General features: G+C 23.9%; 19 protein-coding genes and 1 pseudogene. 10 read left to right on the top strand and 10 right to left on the bottom strand.

Going from position 1 to position 25,094, the window contains the following annotated elements:
• Positions 1–172: 172 nt before the first annotated feature.
• Positions 173–1,060 (top strand): annotated as a pseudogene (gene proS, locus LDP10_RS00725) (proline--tRNA ligase); the annotation flags it as partial.
• A 3-nt stretch (positions 1,061–1,063) separates the two neighbouring features.
• Positions 1,064–1,468: a His/Gly/Thr/Pro-type tRNA ligase C-terminal domain-containing protein gene (locus LDP10_RS03545; protein ID WP_414734433.1), complete on the top strand. Its 405-nt coding sequence runs from the start codon at positions 1,064–1,066 to the stop codon at positions 1,466–1,468.
• A gap of 99 nt (positions 1,469–1,567) precedes the next feature.
• On the opposite strand, the gene dnaE is transcribed toward LDP10_RS03545, so the two are convergent.
• From dnaE to rpsB, 9 genes are all read right to left on the bottom strand, one after another.
• A complete protein-coding gene (gene dnaE / locus LDP10_RS00720) occupies positions 1,568–5,065 on the bottom strand; it encodes a DNA polymerase III subunit alpha (protein ID WP_265196838.1) in 3,498 nt (1,165 codons plus the stop codon).
• Positions 5,066–5,112: 47 nt separating this feature from the next.
• The gene (gene rnhB / locus LDP10_RS00715) at positions 5,113–5,685 is read right to left on the bottom strand and encodes a ribonuclease HII (protein ID WP_265196837.1); all 573 of its coding nucleotides are present in this window, start codon (positions 5,683–5,685) and stop codon (positions 5,113–5,115) included.
• Between the two features lie 145 nt (positions 5,686–5,830).
• Positions 5,831–6,280 (bottom strand): 3-hydroxyacyl-ACP dehydratase FabZ, encoded by a 450-nt coding sequence (gene fabZ, locus LDP10_RS00710; RefSeq protein WP_265196836.1) that lies wholly within the window; start codon positions 6,278–6,280, stop codon positions 5,831–5,833.
• Between the two features lie 109 nt (positions 6,281–6,389).
• A complete protein-coding gene (bamA, locus tag LDP10_RS00705; protein ID WP_265196835.1) occupies positions 6,390–8,753 on the bottom strand; it encodes an outer membrane protein assembly factor BamA in 2,364 nt (787 codons plus the stop codon).
• A 316-nt stretch (positions 8,754–9,069) separates the two neighbouring features.
• Positions 9,070–9,789, bottom strand: a complete 720-nt coding sequence (gene uppS / locus LDP10_RS00700) for a polyprenyl diphosphate synthase (protein WP_265196834.1) — start codon at positions 9,787–9,789, stop codon at positions 9,070–9,072.
• 946 nt (positions 9,790–10,735) lie between these two features.
• Positions 10,736–11,293 carry a ribosome recycling factor gene (frr, locus tag LDP10_RS00695; protein WP_265196833.1) on the bottom strand — a complete coding sequence of 186 codons (558 nt, stop codon included), beginning with the start codon at positions 11,291–11,293 and terminating at the stop codon, positions 10,736–10,738.
• Positions 11,294–11,387: 94 nt separating this feature from the next.
• A complete protein-coding gene (gene pyrH, locus LDP10_RS00690; protein WP_265196832.1) occupies positions 11,388–12,113 on the bottom strand; it encodes a UMP kinase in 726 nt (241 codons plus the stop codon).
• A gap of 138 nt (positions 12,114–12,251) precedes the next feature.
• Positions 12,252–13,046: a translation elongation factor Ts gene (tsf, locus tag LDP10_RS00685; RefSeq protein WP_265196831.1), complete on the bottom strand. Its 795-nt coding sequence runs from the start codon at positions 13,044–13,046 to the stop codon at positions 12,252–12,254.
• Between the two features lie 136 nt (positions 13,047–13,182).
• Entirely contained in the window at positions 13,183–13,872 is a 690-nt protein-coding gene (gene rpsB / locus LDP10_RS00680; RefSeq protein WP_265196830.1) for a 30S ribosomal protein S2, read from the bottom strand.
• A 236-nt stretch (positions 13,873–14,108) separates the two neighbouring features.
• Here rpsB and map point away from each other — a divergent pair, with 236 nt between their 5' ends.
• Together map and dapD are read left to right on the top strand one after the other, a co-directional pair.
• Positions 14,109–14,927 carry a type I methionyl aminopeptidase gene (map, locus tag LDP10_RS00675; protein WP_265196829.1) on the top strand — a complete coding sequence of 273 codons (819 nt, stop codon included), beginning with the start codon at positions 14,109–14,111 and terminating at the stop codon, positions 14,925–14,927.
• Positions 14,928–15,077: 150 nt separating this feature from the next.
• Positions 15,078–15,899: a 2,3,4,5-tetrahydropyridine-2,6-dicarboxylate N-succinyltransferase gene (gene dapD / locus LDP10_RS00670; protein WP_265196828.1), complete on the top strand. Its 822-nt coding sequence runs from the start codon at positions 15,078–15,080 to the stop codon at positions 15,897–15,899.
• Positions 15,900–15,968: 69 nt separating this feature from the next.
• Here dapD and LDP10_RS00665 read toward each other — a convergent pair whose 3' ends face one another.
• Positions 15,969–17,399 (bottom strand): Do family serine endopeptidase, encoded by a 1,431-nt coding sequence (locus LDP10_RS00665; protein WP_265196827.1) that lies wholly within the window; start codon positions 17,397–17,399, stop codon positions 15,969–15,971.
• A 579-nt stretch (positions 17,400–17,978) separates the two neighbouring features.
• Between LDP10_RS00665 and LDP10_RS00660 the strand changes: the two genes are divergently transcribed.
• The 6 genes from LDP10_RS00660 to LDP10_RS00635 all read left to right on the top strand — a co-directional run bounded on the left by LDP10_RS00660 (position 17,979) and on the right by LDP10_RS00635 (position 24,789).
• Positions 17,979–19,001 (top strand): FAD:protein FMN transferase, encoded by a 1,023-nt coding sequence (locus LDP10_RS00660; protein WP_265196826.1) that lies wholly within the window; start codon positions 17,979–17,981, stop codon positions 18,999–19,001.
• 204 nt (positions 19,002–19,205) lie between these two features.
• Positions 19,206–20,936 (top strand): biosynthetic-type acetolactate synthase large subunit, encoded by a 1,731-nt coding sequence (gene ilvB / locus LDP10_RS00655; RefSeq protein WP_265196825.1) that lies wholly within the window; start codon positions 19,206–19,208, stop codon positions 20,934–20,936.
• Positions 20,933–21,409 carry an acetolactate synthase small subunit gene (gene ilvN / locus LDP10_RS00650; protein WP_265196824.1) on the top strand — a complete coding sequence of 159 codons (477 nt, stop codon included), beginning with the start codon at positions 20,933–20,935 and terminating at the stop codon, positions 21,407–21,409. Before ilvB ends, ilvN begins: the two co-directional genes overlap by 4 nt.
• A 96-nt stretch (positions 21,410–21,505) precedes the next feature.
• Positions 21,506–22,450 (top strand): 16S rRNA (cytosine(1402)-N(4))-methyltransferase RsmH, encoded by a 945-nt coding sequence (gene rsmH / locus LDP10_RS00645; protein WP_265196823.1) that lies wholly within the window; start codon positions 21,506–21,508, stop codon positions 22,448–22,450.
• A 1,228-nt stretch (positions 22,451–23,678) separates the two neighbouring features.
• Positions 23,679–24,023, top strand: coding sequence for an iron-sulfur cluster insertion protein ErpA (gene erpA, locus LDP10_RS00640; protein WP_265196822.1), 345 nt, complete (start codon positions 23,679–23,681; stop codon positions 24,021–24,023).
• A 76-nt stretch (positions 24,024–24,099) separates the two neighbouring features.
• Positions 24,100–24,789 carry a 5'-methylthioadenosine/adenosylhomocysteine nucleosidase gene (locus LDP10_RS00635; protein ID WP_265196821.1) on the top strand — a complete coding sequence of 230 codons (690 nt, stop codon included), beginning with the start codon at positions 24,100–24,102 and terminating at the stop codon, positions 24,787–24,789.
• Positions 24,790–25,094 lie beyond the last annotated feature (305 nt).

Raw genomic sequence — 25,094 nt, 5'->3', positions numbered from 1 at the left:
TAAAAATAAAAATATTAAATTTTAATATTATAATTAATTATTATTGATGTTGTTAAATTTATATTTTTTAAAATTTTTAATTACTGATTATTTTGACATTATAAACTGATAATAAAATATAATTAAAATTATATTTTTATATAACAATTATTTTATTTCAATGAGACAATACATGAGAGCAAATAAATATTTTTTCTGTACTATAAAAGAAAGACCACATAACATTGATATTATTAGCCATCAACTGATGTTGAGATCAGGTATGATTCGTAAGACTGCTTCCGGTATCTATACCTGGTTACCGACAGGTCTGAGAGTCCTTAAAAAAATAGAAAATATTGTAAGAGAAGAACTTAATAAAATAGGTGCTATAGAAATATTTATGCCTATAATACAACCTGTACACCTATGGAAAATTAGTAAAAGATGGAATACTTATGGAAAAGAGCTACTAAAAGTGATTGATCGTCATAATATTACCCATATATTAGGACCTACTCATGAAGAAGTAATAACGTTTTTAGTAAAAAATGAAGTACATTCTTATAAACAATTACCTTTGATATTATACCAAATACAAACAAAATTTAGAGATGAAATACGTCCTCGTTGTGGTGTGATGAGATCAAAAGAATTTATTATGAAAGATGCTTACTCTTTTCATGCTGATATAACTTCATTACAAACAACATATCATAAAATGCATCAAACCTATACTAAAATATTTCAACGTATGAAATTAAAATTCACAGATATAAAAGCAAAAAATGGAGAAATGGGAGGTAATATTTCTCATGAATTTCATGCATTTACTAATAATGGTGAAGATAAAAATATTTATCCCGATACACTGAATAATTCTCATAATATAAAAAAAAATTATAGTATTCAGAATACTATTAAATCTAATAATAAAGAAGGAAAAAAAAGTTTAGATGAACATGATTGTTTAAATATTGAACGTAGTATAGAAATAGGACATATATTCCAACTTGAACAAAAATATTCTAAAACAATAAACGCTTATATCTTAGAAAATAACGGAAATAAAAATTTTTTAAATATGGGATGTTATGGGATAGGTATAACACGTATTATATCAGCTATTATAGAACAAAATCACGATAATCGAGGAATCATCTGGAACTCTTCTATTTCCCCTTTCCAAGCGGTTATTCTACCAATTAATTTCCACAAATCAAATATAGTTCAAGAAATATCAGAAAAAATATACCTTCAATTAAAAGAAAAAAATGTTGAAACAATGTTAGATGATAGAAATATACATCCAGGCATTATGTTTACCGAAATGGAGTTAATTGGTATACCTCATAGTATTATAGTTAGTGAAAGACATATTTATAATAATGAAATTGAATATATATCTAGATTTAATAATAAAAAGAAATTAATAAAAATAAATAATATTTCCGATTATATAACAGAAAAAATAAAAAAAAATATCTAACGATACTCATTGAATCTTATTTATAAAAAATAAGGTAAAATTTAAATATCAATTTTTTAATAAAATTAACATAATTAATAAATTATATTGAATAAACATTTAATGCCTAAAAAATTTTAATTTTACTTGATCTAATCCTACTAATAATCTTAATTCATCCAAAAAATTATTACTTAACAAAAAATATTTATTAACGCTAAAAGGAAAATTAAATTTTATATCGTGATTTTTATAAAAAAAATAGACAGGTACTACACCCACATCTGTCGATTCTAAAACTTTTTTTAAAAATTTTAAAAATACAGGATTATTCTGTTTTTTCGTTAATAAAACTAACACTTTAGCAACTTTTTTATCTCTATATTTACATAAGTCTACAAAACTACGAGCAACAAATCTGTAACAATTACCAAAATTATCAAAATTAAAATACCCATAAATAACGATAATACAATTATTTTTTAAAAAATGTTCATATTTTTCTAAAATATCATTAAAAACTATCACATTTAATTTTTTAGTACTGTCATCTAACATAAAAAATGCTATACGATTTTTATTTTTTGTGTATTTTATAATAAAATTAGTTACCATGCCGACAACTATAATATTTTTTTTTAAAATAGAAAAACAACATATATCCTTTAATGTTTTTCCTTTCATATAATATTTTATTTCATCCAAATATTGATGCATTGGATGTCCTGAGAGATACGTTCCTAACATTTCATACTCGTAACTTAATTCAGTATTTTTAGACCACGTATTGATTTCAAAATTATTAATATAATTTAATTCTTTGGCATCATTTAATATAGACCCAAATAAATCTTGTTGTTTTACTGATTGAGAAATCAAATATTGATTGGCAATTTTTATGTTATCATTTAAAATATTCATTAATATTCCTCGATTTAATCGAAAACAATCACAGGAACCAGAAAAAATTAATTTTTCTATTACACGACGAGTAACTTTTTTAGAATCCGTACGTATACATAAATCTAGTAATTGTTTAAAAATTCCGTATTTTTTTCTAATTCTAATAATCTCATATATTGAATTTTCCCCTATTCCTTTTATTGCTCCAAGCCCATAAACAATTTCATTTTTTTCGTTAACATAAAAATAATATTTACTATAATTAATACTAGGAGATAAAACTGTCAACTTCATTCTTTTACATTCATCGATCAAAGAAACTATTTTTTTTATATTGTCCATATCTGCACTCATAAGTGCAGCCATAAACTCAGTAGAATAATGGGTTTTTAACCATAATGTTTGATACGATATTAAAGCATATGCTACAGAATGAGACTTATTAAAACCATATCCTGCAAAATTTTCTACTAAATCAAAAATTTTTATAGATAGTTTTTGATCTATTCCATTTTTCTTAGATCCTTCTTGAAAAATAGCACGTTGTTTACTCATTTCTATTGGATCTTTTTTCGCCATAGCTCGACGTAATATATCTGCATTACTCAAAGTATACGAAGCTAACACTCGTGCAATTTCCATAACCTGCTCTTGGTATAAAATTATTCCATAAGTAGACTCCAACACTTTTTTTAATAAAGGATGCTGCCATTTACTATCCGGATAATAAATACTTTCCTTTCCATGTTTTCTATTAATAAAATTATCAACCATTCCAGATTGTAACGGACCTGGACGAAATAAAGCAACTAAAGCAATTATATCCTCGAAAGAATCTGGTTTTAATCTTTTGATCAAATCTTTCATGCCTAAAGATTCTAATTGAAATACACCTGTTGTTTCAGACTCCTGTAGTTTTTTAAAAGTTTTAATATCATCTAAAGGAATTAAAGAAATGTCAATTTTGCTTTTATTTTTTTTTACTCGATTTTTATTAATCATCTTTAATGCTAAATTAATAACAGTTAAAGTACGCAACCCAAGAAAATCAAATTTCACTAATCCTACATATTCCACATCATTTTTATCAAATTGAGTAACTTGATTCTTGCCATATTCATCACAATATAATGGTGAAAAATCAGTAATTTTAGTAGAAGAAATAACTACTCCTCCAGCATGTTTACTAACATTTCTAGTAACACCTTCTAATTTTTTAGAAATATCAATTATTCTTTTTACTTCTACATCTGACTTATACAATTCCAATAATTCTGTTTGATTCAATAGCGCTTTATTTAATGTTATACCTAAATCTAACGGAATTAATTTAGAAATACGATTCACAAAACCATATGGATAACCCAATACCCGACCAACATCTCTAATAACTGCTTTTGCAGTTAAAGTCCCAAATGTAATAATTTGCGCAACAGCCTCTTTCCCGTATATTTCTGATACATGTTCAATTACTTTATCCCTCTTATCCATACAAAAATCAATATCAAAATCAGGCAAAGAAATACGATCCGGATTTAAAAATCTTTCAAATAACAAATCAAACGATAAAGGATCAATTTCCGTTATTTTTAATGCATAAGCAACTAATGAACCTGCACCGGATCCTCTTCCTGGACCAACAGGTATATCATGATCTTTTGCCCATTGTATAAATTCCATGACAATTAAAAAATAACTAGGAAACCCCATTTTGTTTATTATTGACAATTCACTTTCTAAACGAACATCATAATTTTTTCGTACCTGATTACGGATGTTTTTTTCAGGAAAAGCGAAATTTAACCGTTCTTCCATACCTTGTTTAGCTTTCATTATTAAAAATTTTTCAGCACTTATCCGACCAGTATAAAAATTAGGTAAAAAAGATTTTCCTAAATTCAATATAACATTACACCGTTTTGCTATTTCTACACTATTTATAAGTGATTCAGGAATATCAGAAAATAATTCACACATGGTTTTTTCATCGCGCATAAATTGCTGACAACTGTAATTATGGATAAATTTAACATCATCCAATCTATAAGATTTATTAATTGCGACACGAATTTTATGCACTTCGAAATCTTCTTGGTTAATAAAACAAACCTCATTGGTCGCCACCAATGGTATAGAATTTTCAATTGCCAATTTTAAAATAATATTTAAATATTTTTCTTCATTTATACGACCTGTACGCATTATTTCTAAATAATAAAAATCAAAAAAATATTTTTGATAAAAAGATAAACACTGATTTGCTAATTTTATATTACCTCTTAGTAATAATTTTCCCACATCACCATAACAACCCCCAGATAACAAAATTAATCCTTCTTTATATTTTAGTAACCATTTTTTTTTTATAGTTACTCCGACTAGGTTATCATACCCATATCGATATCCATGAGATATTAATAAAATAAGATTTTTATATCCAATATTATTGCTTGCTAAAGCAGTAATTTGCGATAACTCTCCTTCCAGAAATTCAGAATCTATTTTAAAATCTACACCTATAATTGGTTTAATACCTTTTTCATGAGCTGATTTATAAAATTTAATAACTCCGTAAAAATTACTAAAATCTGTCAATGCCAACGCAGGCATTCCTAAATTAACTGCTCGTTCAATTAATAATTCTGGTTTAACTAATCCATCTATCAAGGAATAATCACTGTGAACACGAAGATGAATAAATCGTTTTTCATACATATAAAAGTATCCTTTTAATAAAAAATAAAAATAAAAATTAAAATATTTTATTTAATATTTTTTCTCATTTTTGTAATAGGAGAAAATGTATGACGATGTTGAGGTATAGGACCATATTTTATTAACATAGATACGTGTTTTTTAGTTGAATAACCCTTATGATCTGAAAATCCATATTGAGGAAATAAACGATGTAATTCTAACATTTCTCTATCACGAATTACTTTTGCTACAATAGAAGCAGCACTGATTTCAGGAATTAAATTATCACCATGAATTATAGACATTGATGGAATAGGAACTTGAATAGAATATTTCCCATCTATAAATAAAAAATCTGGTTTATATATTAAATTATCTACAGCTCTCTTCATCGACAAAAGCGATGCATTTAAAATATTTAAAGTATCTATTTCTTTAGAATTAGCTGATCCTACACTCCATGCTGTTGCTTTATTTATTATCTCATTAAATAAAAATAATCTATTTTTATCTGATATTTTTTTAGAATCTGTTAAACCATGAATAAAAACCGATGGATTTAATATAACAGCAGCACTAACTACATTACCCACTAAAGCTCCACATCCAACTTCATCTATACCTGCTATAAATTTCATATTTAAAATAATATTAAATAATACAAAAAATTAATTTTATAAAAATATTATATATATATTCAATACGAATATAAACTGGATTTTACTGACATCAATAAAAACATATTTAAATTAAGCTAAATATTAAAAATATATTTTATATCTTTCAATTTTTTTTAAGCATACATGTGATAATTGCTTTACAAACAATATTGTTATTAACTTTTGCTAAACCTCGGAACCGAGTAAGATTTTTTTTATTTTTTTCAATTACAACTTCAATGAAAATTTGGTCTCCGGGGACAACTATTTTTTTAAAACGAACTCTATCAATAGAAGCTAAATAATAACTTATATACGATGATAAGTTTTTAAAACTATTTATAACTAATAATCCTGAAGCTTGTGCCATAGATTCTATAATTAATACACCTGGGAAAATAGGATTATTAGGAAAATGTCCCTGGAAACATGATTCATTTATTGAAACATTCTTAATAGCATAAATATATTCATATTTTTTTATCTCAATGACACGATCAATAAATAAAAATGGATATCTATGAGGTAAAAATCCAAAAATATTTTTTACATCTATAACATTTATATTATTCATATAATCACCAATTCAATGATTTAAATTCTCATAAGAAATATTATTTATAATAATAATTATCTCTCATCAAAATTCGAATCTAATTCAATAGTTAAGTCATAATTTTAAATTACCAAATTTTCCCTATATTAAATTGAAAAGATTCTATTTTATCTTTATCATTATATTTTAATGGATAAGAATATGAAAAATTTAATGGACCTAATGGAGAAATCCATTGCAAAGAAATACCCGTGGACACACGAATATCATAAGGATTACTATAATCGAGGAAATGAGATAATTTACTGTCCAGAGAATTGATCCAATGAGTGTTCCAAACAGTAGTTGAATCCAAAAATACAGAAGCAGTAATTACACTTAATTTATAGTTATCATTTAATAATATTTTTTTTATCAATTCTAAATTAGTATTAATTATTGCATTCCCTCCTGTAGAAATATCGGATTGACAAAATTTATAAAATTGCTTACCGATACAAAAATTATTATATTTATTATAATAAATATCTTTAGGGCCTATACTATTAAATTTAAAACCACGTATAGAACCAATTCCTCCTGCATAATAATTTTCATAAAAAGGAAATTCTTCATCAATATGATTACTGTTTCCAAAACCTAAATAAGTACGAGCAAATAGTATCAAATTTTTATTATATTTAAATCTAAAATATTCCCTTGATTCTAATTTTATTTTATTAAAATGATTGTCAGAACCTAAAATAGTAGATTTTCCACTCAATGTTGTATAATTTCCTAATAAATAATAATTTTCATGGCGTAAATCATTAAAAATCCAAAAAAAACTCATCAATATATCATCAGTGTTATATTTTTTATAATTTGATTTTAAAGATTTAATATAACGCCATATAGAAAAAGGAGATTCAATATTAGAAATATTGTTGTGTACATAATGTATTCCGACATTAAATTCATTTTTTTTGTTAATTAAAAATCCTAAAATAGTATCTAAACCATAACGTTTATTTTGATAAAAATTACTATCAACTTCATTAAACTTAAAATAATTATAAAAAAATTGACCTTTTAAGTTATTTTGAAATACGTTTAAAAAAGGATATTTAAATATCAATGAACCAGATATTTGATTCATATCTTTAAGAATACTTAACTGAATTTTAGACCCTGTATTAAATAAATGATTTCGAATCATATTTAAATTTAAATTTATGCCACTTTCCATACCATAACCAAAACTGAAATTAATATTTCCAATATCATTTTCTTGTATAGTATAAACTGCATCAATTTTTTTTGATCCATTATTAAAATTATAAAAATTTAATTTTATATCTTTAAAAAAACCAGTTTCTAAAAGATCTTCTCTGCCTTTCACCAGCAAAAGAATATTTAACCAATCGCCTTCTTTATGTTTAATTTTATCATGTAAAAAATCATTTGTAGTAAATTTATTTCCTGCAAAATTTATTTTGTTTAATATATAACGTTGATTAGGATAAACATAGAAATACAAATCTACATTATCATGTAATGCATTTTTCTTAAAATAAACAGAAACATTTACATTAGGATAACCATCACAAAAAAACATATTTTTTATTATTTTTTTTAATTTAAAAATATGAATACAATCAATGTGTTTTTTTGTTATACCATAAATAATGGTATTAATTTTTTTATAATAGAACAACACATTACCACGAATAAAAAATTTAGATACACAATATTTTGATCCTTCTTTTAAAAAAATATTTATATCAACTTTCTTTTTATCAAGAGAAAAAACAACATGAATTTTACTAAATTTAAAAAATATATATCCATTTTGTAAATAGAAATTTTTTATATTTTTTAAATCGTTACTAAACTTTTTAACAAGATAATCTTTTTTATCTATAAAAAAAGAAATGTTAGATCGATTATATAATTCCAACAAAGAAACAATTTTATTTGAAGAAAAAACATGATTACCAAATATATTTATATTATTCACTACAGCAAATTGTCTTTCTAAAATTAATATTTTAAAATAAACTGTTTTATTTGATTTTATAAAAAAAATAAATTTAATATCAACATTGTATTTCCCTATACTAAAATAATATTTTTTTAGCATATTTTTAAATAAATTCAAATAATGTGAATTTAAATTATCTCCTATTTTTATATTATTACTTAATAACATTTTTATAACATCATTAGGAATAACCATACCATCAGAAAAATCAATATGATATATATCTGATCGTTCTTTTATTTTAAAAATCAAATTATTTTTAAATTTTATTACTCTAATATTTTCAAATTGGCCGGTTTGTAATAAATTATAAATCACTTTATTTAAATTATTACAACTAACTTTATTACCATGATATTTTTTTATATAATTAAAAACATTTTTTTTAGAAAATCTGTGTAATCCAGAAAAAGTAATATCTTTTGTTGACCACTTATCTTTAGTATATCCATCAATACTAAAAAACAAAAAAAATAAAATCAATAATTGTTTTATAAATAGCATAATTATTTAAATTTATTAAAAAACTCTGGTAATCGACACTTCATTGCGTTTATCAAAAAATATATAAAAAAAATATTTATTGATTAATAATAAAAACTATTATTATTTTAAAAGTGTTGGGGTAGTTAAAAAATTATAACATATATTATGTTTTTTTTATATAATAAGGAAGTTATAGATCGATTTTATAATACTTAAAATTATATCATGTTTATGATATTAATACTAAATTATTATAAAACATAAAAAAAATTTTTAATATAAAAAATATTTTTTATATTTAAGAACCAAATCTACGTTTCCTTTTCAAGAATACTTCTATTGCCAATTTAAAAATACAATCGTTAAAATCAGGCCAAAGAACATCGGTAAAATATAATTCTGAATAAGCTATTTGCCACAGTAAAAAATTACTAATACGATATTCCCCTCCTGTTCTAATAACTAAATCAACAGGAGCTAAATCTTTAGTACTTAATACATTTGATAATGTGCTTTCTTCAATTTCATTTACATGTAAAAAACCGGATTCTATTTTTTTTATAATTTTCTTTATCCCCTCGATAATATCCCATTTTCCTCCGTAATTGGCAGCAATAATTAATATTAATCCATTATTGTTTATGGTTGACATTTCTGCTAATTTAATCTTTTTTTGTAACAAATCATCAAAATACTTGATATCTCCAATAAATTTTACACAAACATTATTTCTATTGAAATTAGCAATTTCATCATCTATTTTTTGCAAAAAAAATTGCATTAACAACTTTAATTCTAACATGGGACGATACCTATTTTCGCGACTAAAAGCATATAATGATAGTACTTCAATACGATTAAGAATTGCGAAATTTATAGTGCGATGAACAGCTTTAATCCCTTCCTGATACCCTAATATAAAAAATCTACCTTTGTTTTTTGCCCATCTTCTATTCCCATCCATAATAATTGCTACATGACGTAATTTTTTTTTTAATAATTTTCTGCATTTTAACATATTTATTGAACACATAAAATAAAAATATTCTCTATTAAAACCAATCAAATAAAATTACACCAATATTAAAAAAAATACTGGAATATAGATATAATTATTCATATTTAGTAAATATGTATATAAACACCTATTTAAAATATTACTATAATTATCTACTAAATTAAAAATAACCAAATTAATATCTATTATCATTTTTTATTTAATAAAGATAAACCATAAAATGTTTCTTATATTAAGTTTAATCATTAATTGAATACTCTATAAAAAATTTAAAATTTAATGTTTTATTAACTAATAAAAAAACGAAAAAATTAAATTAAAATTCATTTTTTATACTCAATAAAAATACAACACATTTTAAAATATTTAAAAAATAATAAATATATTTTCTTTTTTAAATCAAAATCATCTAAATTTTAATTAACACTGATAAATCATAAAAAATTAAATCAAAATAATTAATAATAAAAACTATAGTATACGTATGAAATTATTTCATAAATATTGTTAGCATTAATAGTTCATTTGCAAAAAACTATTTTTACTACATATTTTATATGAACAAAATATATATTTATCAAGCTAAAAAAAATCAATAATTACCATTATTAATACATCAATATTTTATATATATAGCAATATTCTCAATAATACCATTAAAAAAAATTAAATAATAATCTTATTATCTAAAATAAAATAATTCTTGATCTACTCTTAATATTAAATAAAATTTAATATCAACATTAATATAAAAATCAAAACTAAAAATATATTACTAAATATTTTTTATTTCTTTAAAAGAACAAAAATTATTAAAAATAAATATTTAAATTCTAAAAAATTAACATTATTATACAAAACTATTTTTTATATAAACAAATTTTAAAAAAAATTTGTTTATATCCTACAAAAAATAATAAAAATTAAAATAATTTTTTTAAATATATTAAAATACCATTAAATCCTTTTCTTTTTCTGATAAAAGAACATCAATTTTTTTTATAAAATTATCCGTCATATTTTGTATTTCATTTTGAAATAATCTCTCTGCATCTTCGTTAATGATTTTTTTTTTCAAAAAATTTTTAATTTTTACGTTTGCATCTCGTCTGATATTCCTAATACTAATACGACTACATTCACTAGCATGTTTTATTATTTTAATTAATTCTTTTCTTCTACTTTCTGTCAATGAAGGCAGAGGGACTAGAATAGTGTTCCCTTTAGAATAAGGATTTAAACCAAGATTTGCATTCATGATAGCTTTTTCAATCAATTTAATAACAGAAGAATCAAAAACATTAACTTTTAAGGTAACAGAATCATCTAATACAACACTAGCAAGTTGACGAATAGGTACTTTTTTACCATAGTATTCTACTAATATACCATCCAATAAATGTGGAGAAGCACGATTCGTTCTTATTTTTAAAATATTTTTTTTAAAATTTTGTAAAGATTTTTCCATATTACTTTCTGTATCTTTTTTAATATTATTAAGCATGATAAACCTTATAAAATGTTTTACTATATGTAAATATCATATATAACATCAAATGTTACATACATCCGTATATATTTATTAAAATAATCTTCTTTCAACTAATTATTAATGTTCCTTCTTGTTCGCCTGTCATTATTCTATATAATGCACCAGATTTATACATATTAAAAATACAAATTGGTAAACTGTGATCTCGAGCAAGTATAATAGCAGTTGGATCCATAATTTTCAGATCTTGGTTTAATACATCTTCATATTTTATATTTTGATACATAATGGCATCATAATTTGTTTTAGGATCGGAAGAATAAACTCCATCAACTTTAGTAGCTTTTAAAACAATATCAGCTTTAACCTCAATCCCGCGAATACAAGCTGCAGAATCAGTTGTAAAAAATGGACAACCAATGCCTCCAGAAAAAACTAAAACACACTGCTTAGATAATAAATAAATTGCTTTCTCTACATTGTAGATTTGACAAATACCAGAAACAGAAATAGCAGACATAAGTTGAGTCTTTATAGTATAACGATTCATTGTATCTGTTATAAGCAACCCATTAATAATTGTTGATAACATACCCATATGATCAGCGGTATTAACACTGACACCAATTTTTTTTACATTTGAACCACGAATTAAATTTCCACCGCCGACAACAATACCTACTTGAATACCAATTTTTATTAAACTTTTAATTTCTTTTATCATGCGGTTTAATAAATGTAAATCAATTTCCGATTCATAATTACTCTTTAATATTTCTCCACTAATTTTTAATATTATACGTTGGTATACAAGTTTTGCGTTCTTTTTCATATTTTTAAACCTAATACATAATATTAATAAAAAATATATCATGAAAAAATAAAAAAGAACCGCTGACAAGCGGCCCTTAAAAAAATAATATTTTAAAAATATTTAATTTTATTACACTATCTAAAAATAAAACTAAATTTATTCTCCAATTTCAAATCTAATGAAAGATGTCACTTCAGATTTACTATCTAAAAGTAATTGACCAACAGTTTTTTCGACATCCATGATAAATTTCTGTCCTATTAAAGTAATTTCAGAAAAAAATTTGTTCATTTTCCCCTGTACTATTTTTTCAGATATTAACTTATTTTTTTTAAATTTTTTAGCAATATCTAATTGAATTTTGTATTCTCGATCAATGACAGATTTTGGAACCTTATTTTTATTTAAAAACTCTGGTTTACTAGCAGTAATATGCATGGCTATTTGTTTTATTATCTTTTTATTACTATCTGAAGTAGCACCAACTAACACTCCAATACGAGAATCATGTACATAAGAAACAATTTTTTCAGCTTCCAATAATGCTATACGTGTAATATTGATATTTTCACCCACTTTTAATAATAAAGAAATTCGCTTTTCTTCAAAATTTTTTTTCAATAAATCAATATTACTTATCTTTTTTAGACAAGCTAACTCAACAATTATCTGTCCAAAAGAAATAAATTCAATATCTTTAGCTACAAAATCACTTTCACAATTTAATTCTAAAATCGCAGCTGTATTTTTATGTAAGTACGTAAAGATAGAACCTTGAGCAGTAATACGACTATTTTTTTTTTCTGCCTTAACATGTCCTGTTTTTCTTAAAAAATCAATAGATAATTCTATGTTTCCACCAGAATCTATCAATGCTTTTTTACATTCCATTATTCCTGCTCCTGTTCGCAATCTCAGTTCTTTTACAAGCGAAGCAGTAACTTTAACCATATTTGTAATTCTCCATGTTCCTATTAAAAAATAAATTGCGTTGCTTATATTAATTTCATTAAATCTTTATGTACCGCAATATCAATCATATGTATAAAAATACACGGATATTACCAAGTCTTAGCAGTATCATTGTTTAAAAATTTTTAGAAATACCCTGCATTATAACAAGAGTAACCGATTTTAAATACAATCTTACCGATCTAATTGCATCATCATTTCCAGGAATAATATAATCTACACCATCAGGATTAGAATTAGTGTCCACTATGGCAAAAACAGGGATACTTAAATTATTTGCTTCCTTTACTGCTATATGTTCGTGTTCTGAATCTACTACGAATAATGCATCAGGCAAACCTCCCATATTTTTAATACCACCTAAACTATTCTCTAATTTAGCTAATTCACGCGTACGAAGTAAAACTTCTTTTTTCGTCAATTTTTCAAAAGTTCCATCTTGAGATTCTATTTCCAAATCCTTTAAACGTTTTATAGATTGTCGAACTGTTTTCCAATTTGTTAACATACCTCCTAACCAACGGTGATTTACATAAAATTGTTTACAAGATATAGCAGACTGCTTAATTTCTTTACTCGCTGCTCGTTTGGTACCAACAAATAATATTTTCCCTTTACGTAAAGATATTTTCTTTAATTCTTTTAAAGCAATATTAAACATAGGTAATGTTTTTTCCAAATTAATAATATGTACCCTATTCCGAGATCCAAATATGAACGGTTTCATTTTCGGATTCCAATAACGCGTTTGATGACCAAAATGTACACCAGCTTTTATCATATCTTTCATAGAAATATCTGTCATAATTTACCTCATTATATATTTTTTAAAACTAATAATATTTATATATTACTATATATGTATATTATTTATTTATAAATAGAGTAGACATTAAAAATATCATATATAAAATCATAAAAATAATTAAATTAAAAAATAACTATTTAAACAATTACATTTTATAAAAATGGAATAAAATTATTTTTTATTTTTAATAATAAAAAATTTTTTATTATATGTACTTATATCAAGAGAAAAATATGAAATCAATGTTAATTAAAAACGATGAAGAAATCAAAAAAATGAGAAAAGTAGGAAAATTAGCTGCGGAAGTTTTGGATATGATTGAAAGCCACATAGTACATAACATTACAACAGAAGAAATAAATCAAATTTGCCATAATTATATTATTAAAAAACAAAAATCCATTCCTGCTTGTTTAGGATACAATGGATATCCCAAATCTATTTGTACTTCTGTAAATGACGTGGTTTGTCATGGGATTCCCAACATTAAACAAAAGTTAAAAGAAGGAGACATTATAAATATTGATGTGGCATTAATTCATAATGGATATCATAGTGATACGTCAAAAATGTTCATTCTTGGTAAACCGAGTATACTTAGTAAACGTTTATGCCATGTCGCGCAAGAAAGTTTATATTTGGCATTAAACTTAATAAAACCGAATATGCCGTTATACGAGATAGGACAAGCTATTGAAAAATATGTTAAAAAACAAAAATTTTCTGTAGTAAAAGAATATTGTGGACATGGCATTGGAAAAAATTTTCATGAAGAACCACAAATTTTGCATTGCGATAATAGAGATCCAGGGATAATATTAAAACCAGGTATGACTTTTACAATTGAACCTATGATCAACACAGGCAGTAACCAAGTAAGATGTATGAAAGATGGTTGGACAATAAAAACTAAAGATCATGGTTTATCAGCTCAATATGAACATACTATTTTGGTTACAGATAAAAGCTGTGAAATATTAACATTACGTAAAGAAGAAAAAATTGATCAAATTTTAAACATTAATAATAAAAATTTAAAATATACTCAATAAAATCAAATAAAAAAATCTAATTTAGATAAAGAGCTAATAAAATTAATTACTATACAAAAAAATGTTAAAAGTTTTACTAATAAACAATATAAATTTTTTTTTAAAATAATTATTTTTTAAAAAACTATAAAAATCGGAACATTTAAAAATATGAAAAAATTAAAAAAAATAATTAAAAACGTTTTCGAAAAAAAGACCAGTATTAAATATGAAAATATGTGTAAATCTGAAAAAGACGCTATAAATCAAGTAATAAATATGTTAGATATCGGTACTTTACGTGTTGCAGAAAAAATAGAAGGTGTTTGGATAACTCATCAATGGTTAAAAGAAGCAATATTACTTTATTTATATCTAAAGAAAAATGAAGTAACAAATGATGCACATACTGCTTATTATGATAAAGTTCCACTAAAATATAAAAATTATGACGAAAAAAAGTTTAAAGAAGAAGAAATACGAATAGTACCTCCTGCAACAATAAGAAAAGGTTCTTTTGTAGGGAGAAAAACAGTACTCATGCCTTCCTATGTAAATATTGGCGCTTATATTGACGAAGGGAGTATGATAGATACATGGGCCACCATAGGTTCTTGCGCCCAAATTGGTAAAAATGTTCATATTTCAGGAGGTGTTGGAATTGGAGGAGTATTGGAACCATTACAAAATAATCCTACAATTATTGAAGATAATTGTTTCATTGGTGCTCGTTCTGAAATAGTAGAAGGAGTCATTATAGAAGAAAACTCTGTGATCTCTATGGGAGTATATATTGGGAATAGCACTAAAATATACGATCGAGAGACAGGTAACATATTTTATGGAAGAATACCAAAAGGATCTGTAGTGGTATCCGGAAGCTTACCTTCTGATAATAAACGTTATAATCTATATTGCGCTGTAATAGTAAAAAAAGTAGACGAAAAAACTATTAAAAAAACCTCAATCAATCAACTTCTTAGAAACATATAATCGTATATTGCAAAATATATTGCCTGAATCATTTGTACATTCAGGCAATATAAACACATTTCAATATCTTTACTGTAGTACCAAATAAATATCCGCGTTATTTCTTTTTATTTTAAAAACCAAAACTGAATATCCAGTTCTAATTGTATCACGTAATCCTTCTATATCAGATATTCCATTCTTATTTACACCAATAATTATATCTCCCTTTCTAAATCCTATATGATGAGCAGCTGTATTTTTTTTTACATTATCTATACGCACTCCTTGTATTCCATTAAAAATATAATTACTCAAATTAGCACCTGCAATGTCAGACAATAAAGTTGCCGATTCTACTTTATTTTGAATCCTATTTTTTAATTCTACCGTAATTGATTTTATTTTTGTATTTCTTAATATTCCTAACTCTAATTTAGTATTAACTGGTAAAGAACTAATTTCAGCTCTCAAAGCAGAAAAACTATTCACTGGTTTTTTATTATAATAAATAATGACATCCCCAGACTTAATCCCTGCTTTTTCTGCAGCAGAATTAGGTAAAACCTGAGTAATAAAAGCACCTCTTGTAGTATTCAATTTCATTACTTTTGCGAGTTGAGAATTTAATTCAGTACCAACTATACCCAATTCCCCACGTTTTATTTTTCCATATAATAAAATTTGATCAGTTAAATTTTTTACCATATTTCCAGGAATAGCAAAACCAATACCTATATTCCCTCCTTCTGGAGCTAAAATAGCAGTGTTTATACCTATCAATTCTCCTTTCAAATTAATTAATGCTCCACCAGAGTTTCCACGATTAATAGCAGCGTCAGTTTGAATAAAATTTTCATAATTTTCAATATTTAAACCACTACGGCCCAAAGCAGAAATAATACCCGAAGTCACAGTCTCCCCTAACCCATAAGGATTACCAATTGCTATTGTATAATCTCCAACACGTAATAAATCTGAATCTCCTAATTTAATAGAAATTAAATTTTTTGTATTTTTTAATTTAATTAAAGCTATATCAGAACGAGCATCCTTACCAAGTACTTTAGCTTCATATTTAGTTCCGTCATTTAAAAATACCATAATTCTATTTGCATGATCTATAACATGATTATTAGTTACAACATAACCTTTTTCTGCATCAATAATAACTCCTGAACCAAGAGCTCGAAAATGTCTTTGATCAGGACATCCACCAGATATTACATTACATAAAGGAGAAGAAAAAAATGGAGATCTACTTCGACAAAATGGAGAATCCTTACTCCAAAAAGGCTCAAATTTTTTGGATAAATGAATATTTTTAACTGGAGCAATACCTTCAATATTAATACTTACTACTGCAGGCATAACTTTTTCTAACATAGGTGCTAAACTAGGTAAATTCAATTCGGAAGATACCTTATGAATAGGTAATATATTACTCCAAGACATTCCTACACTTAAAAACATAGCAGATAAAAATAATGTTGTTTTTAGTAAAAAAGACAATTTTTTCATAATTGATACTCTAATTAAAATTTATATTTGATATCTATATTCGTGTTACCGTGCTAAGTGATACTTTCTATCTAATATAAAAGAAATATTTATTCATAAAAAATTTAACTCAGTCGTTTAAACATCAATCTATTTATTAGCAACATAATTAATATTTTTAAAATACGATATTTCCCACTTTAAAACATATAAAAATATTAATCATACATAAACATATATAATTGTATAAAAAACAAAACTAATATTATATTAAAAATAAATAAAAAAATATTTAATAAATTAAATTAATTTAATACTATCAATAAAAAATGATATTATGTTATATAACATATAATATCATTATATTTATTTAGAAATGAAAATATTTTATTTCAGAAAATATTAAAATGTTTTACATTTGTACTTTGAAAAATATTTTCTCCTATCTATTAAAAATATATACAAATAATTTTTATTTAAAAATAATAATATCTTTGATGTTAATATTGATAAAAATATTTTTTATACATAAAACATCGTGATTTTTAAATAATACAATTATTTATATGATATCGATTTAACTAGGAATTTGCATAATCCATGCTATGGACTTTAATTTTAAATATAATTTTCATCATCATATTAATATGCACAGGCAATAAAACAAAATTTTTAATATCTAAAAAATATAATTTTACTGTTATAACAGGAAAAACAATGGGAACAACATGGAAAGTAAAATTATTAAAACAAAAAAAAAGAAAAAAACTATATCTTAAATCTATACTACAAAAAGTACTTGATCAAGATGAACAAGAATTTTCTACATGGGAAAAAAAATCTGCCGTATCCAAATTTAATAAATATAAAGAAAACAAACTATACCCTATAAATAAAAATATGCAAAATATTATTACTACAGCTTTAACCGTGGGAGAAAAAACATCAGGAGCATTGGATATTACCATTGGACGACTGGTAAACATGTGGGGATTTGGTCCTAAAAAAATACCTAAAAAATATCCATCTATAAAAAAAATAAATAAAACTCTTTTCTTTACCGGATTACACCATTTACAAATAATTCAAAATAACTCGGGATATTTTTTAAAAAAAGATTTAGAAAACATTCAAATTGATCTTTCTACTTTAGGAGAAGGATTTGCGGTAGATCATATAGCTGATATACTAAATAAAGAACAAATTTCTAACTACATAATAACAGTGGGAGGCTCGGTTTTTACCAAAGGATCAACAAAAAAAATTGGTATAAAATCTCCAATAAAAAACGAAAATACCACACATATAATTGTTTATTTAAAAAACAAATCTATTAGTACATCAGGAAATTATTTAAATTATTTTTATTTGGAGGGAAAAAATATTTGCCATATTATCAATCCGTTAACAGGTTTACCTATACAACATAATTTAACGTCAGTTAGTATTATTGCTAATAATGCATTAGAAGCTGATGCTTGGGATACAGGATTGATGGTAATAGGATTTAAAAAAGCAAAAAAATTAATCATACGAGAAAAATTAAATGCATGTCTGATTATTAAAAGAAAAAATAAACTTTTAACTTGGATCTCTCCAGAATTTAAAAGATCTCTGATTTAAAAAAAAACTATTTAAAATAACAGTAAAAATTATATTTCATTAATATAAAAATTTTAAAACAAAATTAAAATAAATGAAAATATTAAATATACACTATAAAAAAAATTAAATATTTATTTAAAATAATATGATGAATTATATATAAAATACATTTATTTAAAAAATCTAACATTATTTTAAAATACTTTAAAATTAGGAATAAAAATGAAAGTTTTATCAGGTGCAGAAATGGTTGTTCAATCGTTGATTGATCAAGGAATCGAATATATATTTGGTTATCCTGGAGGAGCTGTTCTGGATATCTATGATGCATTAAAAACTATTAATGGAATCAATCATATCTTAGTAAGACATGAACAAGGAGCAACCCACATGGCTGATGGTTACGCTAGATGTACTGGTAAAGTTGGGGTGGTTTTAGTAACATCTGGACCTGGTGCAACGAATGCAATTACTGGAATAGCTACAGCGTACATGGATTCCATTCCACTCATAGTAATTTCAGGACAAGTATCTTCAGAACTAATCGGTTTAGACGCATTTCAAGAATGCGATATGGTTGGAATTTCTCGTCCTGTAGTTAAACATAGTTTTTTAGTTAAAAAAACGGAAGATATTCCTATCACTTTTAAAAAAGCCTTTTGGATAGCTACAACCGGACGTCCTGGTCCAGTAGTAATTGATTTACCCAAAGACATATTAAATGCAACAGATAAAAAACCTTATATTTGGCCAGACTCTGTTAATATAAGATCATATAATCCAAAAATAAAGGAAAATATAAAACAAATTAAAAAAGCTATAACTATTTTATTACATGCAAAAAAACCGATTATATATGCAGGTGGAGGAGTGATTAGTTCAAATAGTCACCATGAACTTCGTATGTTAGCAGAAATATTAAATATCCCTGTTACTACGTCATTAATGGCATTAGGTAGTTTCCCTGGAACTCATCCTCAAAGTATCCATATGTTGGGAATGCACGGAACTTACGAAGCAAATATGGCTATGCACCATTCAGACGTTATTTTTGCTATTGGAGTCAGATTCGACGACCGTACTACCAACAATTTAAAAAAATATTGTCCATTTGCAAATATATTACATCTTGATATAGATCCAACATCTATATCTAAAACAGTAGTTGCCAATATTGCTATTGTAGGAGATGCTAAAAAAGTATTAAAAAAAATATTAGAAATATTAAAAAAAGAAAAAGAAAAAATAATATCAAGAAATCTAAACCCTTGGTGGAATACCATTAACACATGGAGAAAATCTAATAATTTATCTTATGATAAAAAAAGTATTAAAATAAAACCACAATTAGCTATTCAAGTGTTATGGAAGTTAACAAAAGGAAAAGCATATGTTACATCAGATGTAGGTCAACACCAAATGTTTACCGCTTTGTATTATCTTTTTGATAAACCTAAACGCTGGATTAATTCAGGAGGATTAGGAACCATGGGATTTGGTTTACCAGCAGCATTAGGAGTAAAATTGGCTTTGCCAAAAGAAACTGTTATTTGCATCACAGGAGATGGAAGTATTCAAATGAACATTCAAGAACTATCCACCGCAATGCAATATAAATTACCAATATTAATTATTAACTTAAATAATCATTCATTGGGAATGGTAAAACAATGGCAAGATATGATCTATTCTGGAAGACATTCTCATTCCTATATGAAATCATTACCTAATTTTATTCAGTTAGCAGAATCTTACGGTCATATAGGCATATCAATTACTAATCCTGCAGAATTAGAAAACCAATTAAAGTTGGCACTAATAAAATTAAATAAAGGACATTTAGTATTTGTAGATATATTGATTGATGCCTCAGAACATGTATATCCTATGCAAATCAAAGGAGGAGGTATGAATGAAATGTGGTTAAAAAAAAACGAGAATAAAAAAATATGAAAAGAATCTTATCTGTTATATTAGAAAACGAATTTGGAGCACTATCCAGAGTAGTCGGATTATTTTCACAAAGAGGTTATAACATAGAAAGCGTAACTGTTGCACCTACTGAAGATCCTACTTTATCAAGAATGACAATTCAAACTGTAGGTGATGATAAAGTTATTACACAAATCGAAAAACAATTACACAAATTAATAGACGTATTAAGCGTTACAGAAATTGGACATATTGCACACATAGAAAGAGAAATTATTTTGGTTAAAGTTTATAGCATAGGAACTGCTAGAGAAGAAGTAAAAAGAATTACCGAAATTTTCCGAGGACAAATTGTCGATATAACTACATCTATGTACATTATACAATTATCTGGAACTAGTAAAAAACTAAATGCTTTTTTAAAAATAATAAGAGATATAGCGAAAATTACTGAAATTGCTCGTTCTGGTATTGTGGGGTTATCAAGAAGTTAAAAAAGACATTAAAAATTAATACCGAATTATTTATTACTATTTTAAATAAAAATTAAAATCTAATATCATTAAAACTTTTTATTTTAAAAATAAATTATGACAAAAATATACCAAAAACATATTCCTGTATTACTACAGGAATCTATACATTCCTTAAATATAAAAAAAAATGGCATTTATATTGATTGTACATTTGGAGAAGGTGGACATACTAAAAAAATATTAAAAAAACTGGGAAAAAATGGAAAATTATATAGTATCGACAGAGATCCTTATGCTATTTCTGAAGCTAATAAAATTAAAGATCACCGTTTTTGTATAATTCAGGGATTATTTTCAAACATATTAAATTATGCAAAACAAAAAAACATAATAGGGAAAATTAATGGAATTATATTAGATTTAGGTATGTCATCCTTACAATTAAATAATCCCACAAGAGGATTCTCTTTTATGCAAGATGGTCCTTTAGATATGAGAATGAATCCTAAAAAAGGCATTTCAGCAGCATCTTGGTTAAATAAAGCGAAAGAAAATGAAATTGCATTCATACTAAAAAAATTCGGTGAAGAAAAATTTGCAAAACATATTGCAAAATCTATCTTTAAACAAAAAAAAATAAAACCTATCTTGCGTACTAAAGAACTTGCTGATTTAATTGCTAAATCTATTCCAAAATATAATAAATTTAAACATCCAGCAACTCGTAGTTTTCAAGCAATAAGAATTTATCTTAATCAAGAAATAGAAGAAATCAATTTAGTGTTAAATAATGCATTAAAAATATTAATACCAGGAGGAAGATTGTCAATAATTAGTTTCCATTCCTTAGAAGATCGCATTGTAAAAAAATTTATAAAAAAAAATAGCCAAAAAGCTCAAGTACCTATTGGCTTACCTATTACAGAAAAAAAAATCAACCAAATAAAAAAAATAAAATTAAAAATCATTAATAGAATATTCCCTAGTGAAAATGAAATTTATATTAATCCAAAGTCACGTAGTTCTATATTAAGAGTTGCTGAAAAAAGTAAGGAATAAAAATTATTAATTAAAAAAAATTATATAAAATCAAACTAATTATAATCATATAACATCCAGCAATATATTTATTTAAAATAATTAAAGACTATTATCACTGTTTCAATAAAACAAAAATTATTTTTTTAAGAAAATGTAAATATTTAATAAAAGATTATAAAAATGTTTTCTATTACTATATGAGTAAATACCTATCAATATTAAAATTTAATACAAAAAAAATAAAAAATAAATAAAATATATTGATTATATTTATGTAAATTGAATACTTAAAAATAATAAATATTTCTTACACATAAAAAATATTTAAGTAATTTATTATTTTATAACATTAAAAAAATAAAATGATAAAAATCAAAAAAAATAAAAAATATAAAAAAATTACGCATATGAATATGTTATAAAAAGTAAATTAATAAAAAAATAAAAATATATTTTTAATACTCATAAAAAAAAACTCAATAATCAAATTTAAAATTGTTGTATTAAATAATTCAAATTTAAATTAATAAAAATTAAATAAAACTTTCATTTTATCCATCATTAAATTCTTTTAAAAATAAAAAATATAAATATTAAAATGCAAATGTATTGAATTCCTTAAATAAAGTTAATATCTAAAATATAACATTTTATATATATTAAAAATAATAGATATTATTTCCTTAAAAATAATAAAAATATTAAATAAATAAAATATTATATTTATAATAAAATTAATAAACATTTGATCAAAATAAAAAAAACTACTTTAAACTTTTTTTATTTACTAAAAACATCAGTATCACTCTATATTTTAAATTTCTTAAAAAATATAATTTTAAATATAGAGAAATATAAAAAAATTTTATTAAAAAATTACCTTATCTAGAGATAAAATTCCCAATTTTTGCAATTTTAAAATTAAGAAAGAAACATAACATCAAAAAATAAAAATTTTAGTTGCTGCAAGAAATACATAAACGAAATAATTAATTGCGTTATGTCAAATACCGATATAAAATATATTATTGTCAATATTAAAATAAAAAATAATTTATTATCCGATAAAGTTAATAAAAAATATATCTCTAGTAATATTTAATTATGAACATAATTCCAAATTTTTTAAAATAAATCAAATATAATATATTGAATAAAAATGTAATATATATTACATCATATTTGTATCAAAAAAATAAAATAAAATATATACAATTTTTATATTATAAAAAATATGAGATCTCTAATGGAAAATACGTTGGAAATATCTTTACATGTTTCAAACACCGCTATAAAAAAAATAAAAAAATTAATAAAAGAAAAAAATAATTCTAATCTCAAATTAAGAGTATATATTACAGGAGGAGGATGTAGTGGTTTTAAATATGGTTTTATCTTCGACAAAAACATTAATGAAAATGATATTCTCATTAAAAAATACAAAAATTATATTATCATTGATCCTATTAGCTTACAATATTTAATAGGTGGAAGAATTGATTACAAAGAAGATTTAACAGGATCCAAATTTATAATTTCTAATCCAAACGCAAAAAATACCTGTGGATGCGGTTTATCATTTAGTATATAAAAATATCAATTACTTTATATTTTCCTATATGATAAATTTATTTCTTATGAATCAAAATTACTAAAATTATAAAATAATGAAAATTGGAATAATAGGTGCTATAAAAAAAGAAATCATTTTTCTGCTAAAAAAAATAAAAAAATGTAAAATAAAAAAAATAGAAAATTTTAAATTTTATACCGGTTATTTACACAATACAAATGTTATCATATTGCTATCAGGTGTTGGGAAAGTTTCTGCAAGCATAGTTACTACTTTACTAATTATTTATTATGATCCAAATGTAATTATCAATGTTGGTTCTGCTGGAAGCGTAAATCCTTTATTAAAAATAAAAAATATTATCCTTCCCAATAAAACCTGTTACTATGACGTAGATGTAAGTATCTTTACATATCCTATAGGTCAAATCCCTAAATATCCTAGATTTTTTTTAATAAATACTAAATTGTTAAATTTAGCAAAAAAATGTATATATCGATTGAAATATAAATTTCAAGAAGGACTTATTTTAACAGGAGATTCTTTTATTTACAAAAAACACATGTTAAAATCTATACTTAACCATTTTCCATTAGCTATCGCCATCGATATGGAATCTACTGCGATTACTCAAGTATGTTATAATTTTAAAAAACCAATTCTAATTGTTCGTGCTATATCTGATTGTGCTAATAAATATGCCACATGGAGTTTTAAAAAAAATGTTAAACAAGCTAGCTATTGTGCCTCACAAGTGGTCGAAGAAATATTAAAAATATTATAAAATTTATAAATACTTAAAATTTATCAAATTAAAAAAATAAAAATCAATTTTAAAAATTTACTACTCGTAAAAAAATATAAAGAATACATAAAAATCATTTCAAAAACAGAAAAAATACAAAAATTACATCGTATAAAACACATAAAAATGTAAAATAAATAATCAAAAAAAATATGTGAAAATCAAAATTTGGAAATAGAGAATATATATTTATATCTAATTTTCTCTATTTCCTAAAATTTTATATCTATATAAATATTTCTATTTAATATTCATTAGATCTGTAATTTTCCCTTGAAAAACTT

The sequence above is a fragment of the Buchnera aphidicola (Pemphigus obesinymphae) genome, assembly GCF_026122815.1.
GTDB lineage: Bacteria > Pseudomonadota > Gammaproteobacteria > Enterobacterales > Enterobacteriaceae > Buchnera_C > Buchnera_C aphidicola_BJ.
The sequence above is the reverse complement of the archived record's forward strand: the minus strand, read 5'-3'. Positions and strand labels throughout refer to the sequence as shown.

Coding starts and splice junctions, on each gene's coding strand:
- LDP10_RS03545 (WP_414734433.1), top strand. CDS start 1,064: ATGGGATGTTATGGGATAGGTATAACACGTATTATATCAGCTATTATA.
- dnaE (WP_265196838.1), bottom strand. CDS start 5,065: ATGTATGAAAAACGATTTATTCATCTTCGTGTTCACAGTGATTATTCC.
- rnhB (WP_265196837.1), bottom strand. CDS start 5,685: ATGAAATTTATAGCAGGTATAGATGAAGTTGGATGTGGAGCTTTAGTG.
- fabZ (WP_265196836.1), bottom strand. CDS start 6,280: ATGAATAATATAAATGTTATAGATGTAAAAAATATTTTTGGATTTTTA.
- uppS (WP_265196834.1), bottom strand. CDS start 9,789: ATGTTAAAATGCAGAAAATTATTAAAAAAAAAATTACGTCATGTAGCA.
- frr (WP_265196833.1), bottom strand. CDS start 11,293: ATGCTTAATAATATTAAAAAAGATACAGAAAGTAATATGGAAAAATCT.
- pyrH (WP_265196832.1), bottom strand. CDS start 12,113: ATGAAAAAGAACGCAAAACTTGTATACCAACGTATAATATTAAAAATT.
- tsf (WP_265196831.1), bottom strand. CDS start 13,046: ATGGTTAAAGTTACTGCTTCGCTTGTAAAAGAACTGAGATTGCGAACA.
- rpsB (WP_265196830.1), bottom strand. CDS start 13,872: ATGACAGATATTTCTATGAAAGATATGATAAAAGCTGGTGTACATTTT.
- map (WP_265196829.1), top strand. CDS start 14,109: ATGAAATCAATGTTAATTAAAAACGATGAAGAAATCAAAAAAATGAGA.
- dapD (WP_265196828.1), top strand. CDS start 15,078: ATGAAAAAATTAAAAAAAATAATTAAAAACGTTTTCGAAAAAAAGACC.
- LDP10_RS00665 (WP_265196827.1), bottom strand. CDS start 17,399: ATGAAAAAATTGTCTTTTTTACTAAAAACAACATTATTTTTATCTGCT.
- LDP10_RS00660 (WP_265196826.1), top strand. CDS start 17,979: ATGCTATGGACTTTAATTTTAAATATAATTTTCATCATCATATTAATA.
- ilvB (WP_265196825.1), top strand. CDS start 19,206: ATGAAAGTTTTATCAGGTGCAGAAATGGTTGTTCAATCGTTGATTGAT.
- ilvN (WP_265196824.1), top strand. CDS start 20,933: ATGAAAAGAATCTTATCTGTTATATTAGAAAACGAATTTGGAGCACTA.
- rsmH (WP_265196823.1), top strand. CDS start 21,506: ATGACAAAAATATACCAAAAACATATTCCTGTATTACTACAGGAATCT.
- erpA (WP_265196822.1), top strand. CDS start 23,679: ATGGAAAATACGTTGGAAATATCTTTACATGTTTCAAACACCGCTATA.
- LDP10_RS00635 (WP_265196821.1), top strand. CDS start 24,100: ATGAAAATTGGAATAATAGGTGCTATAAAAAAAGAAATCATTTTTCTG.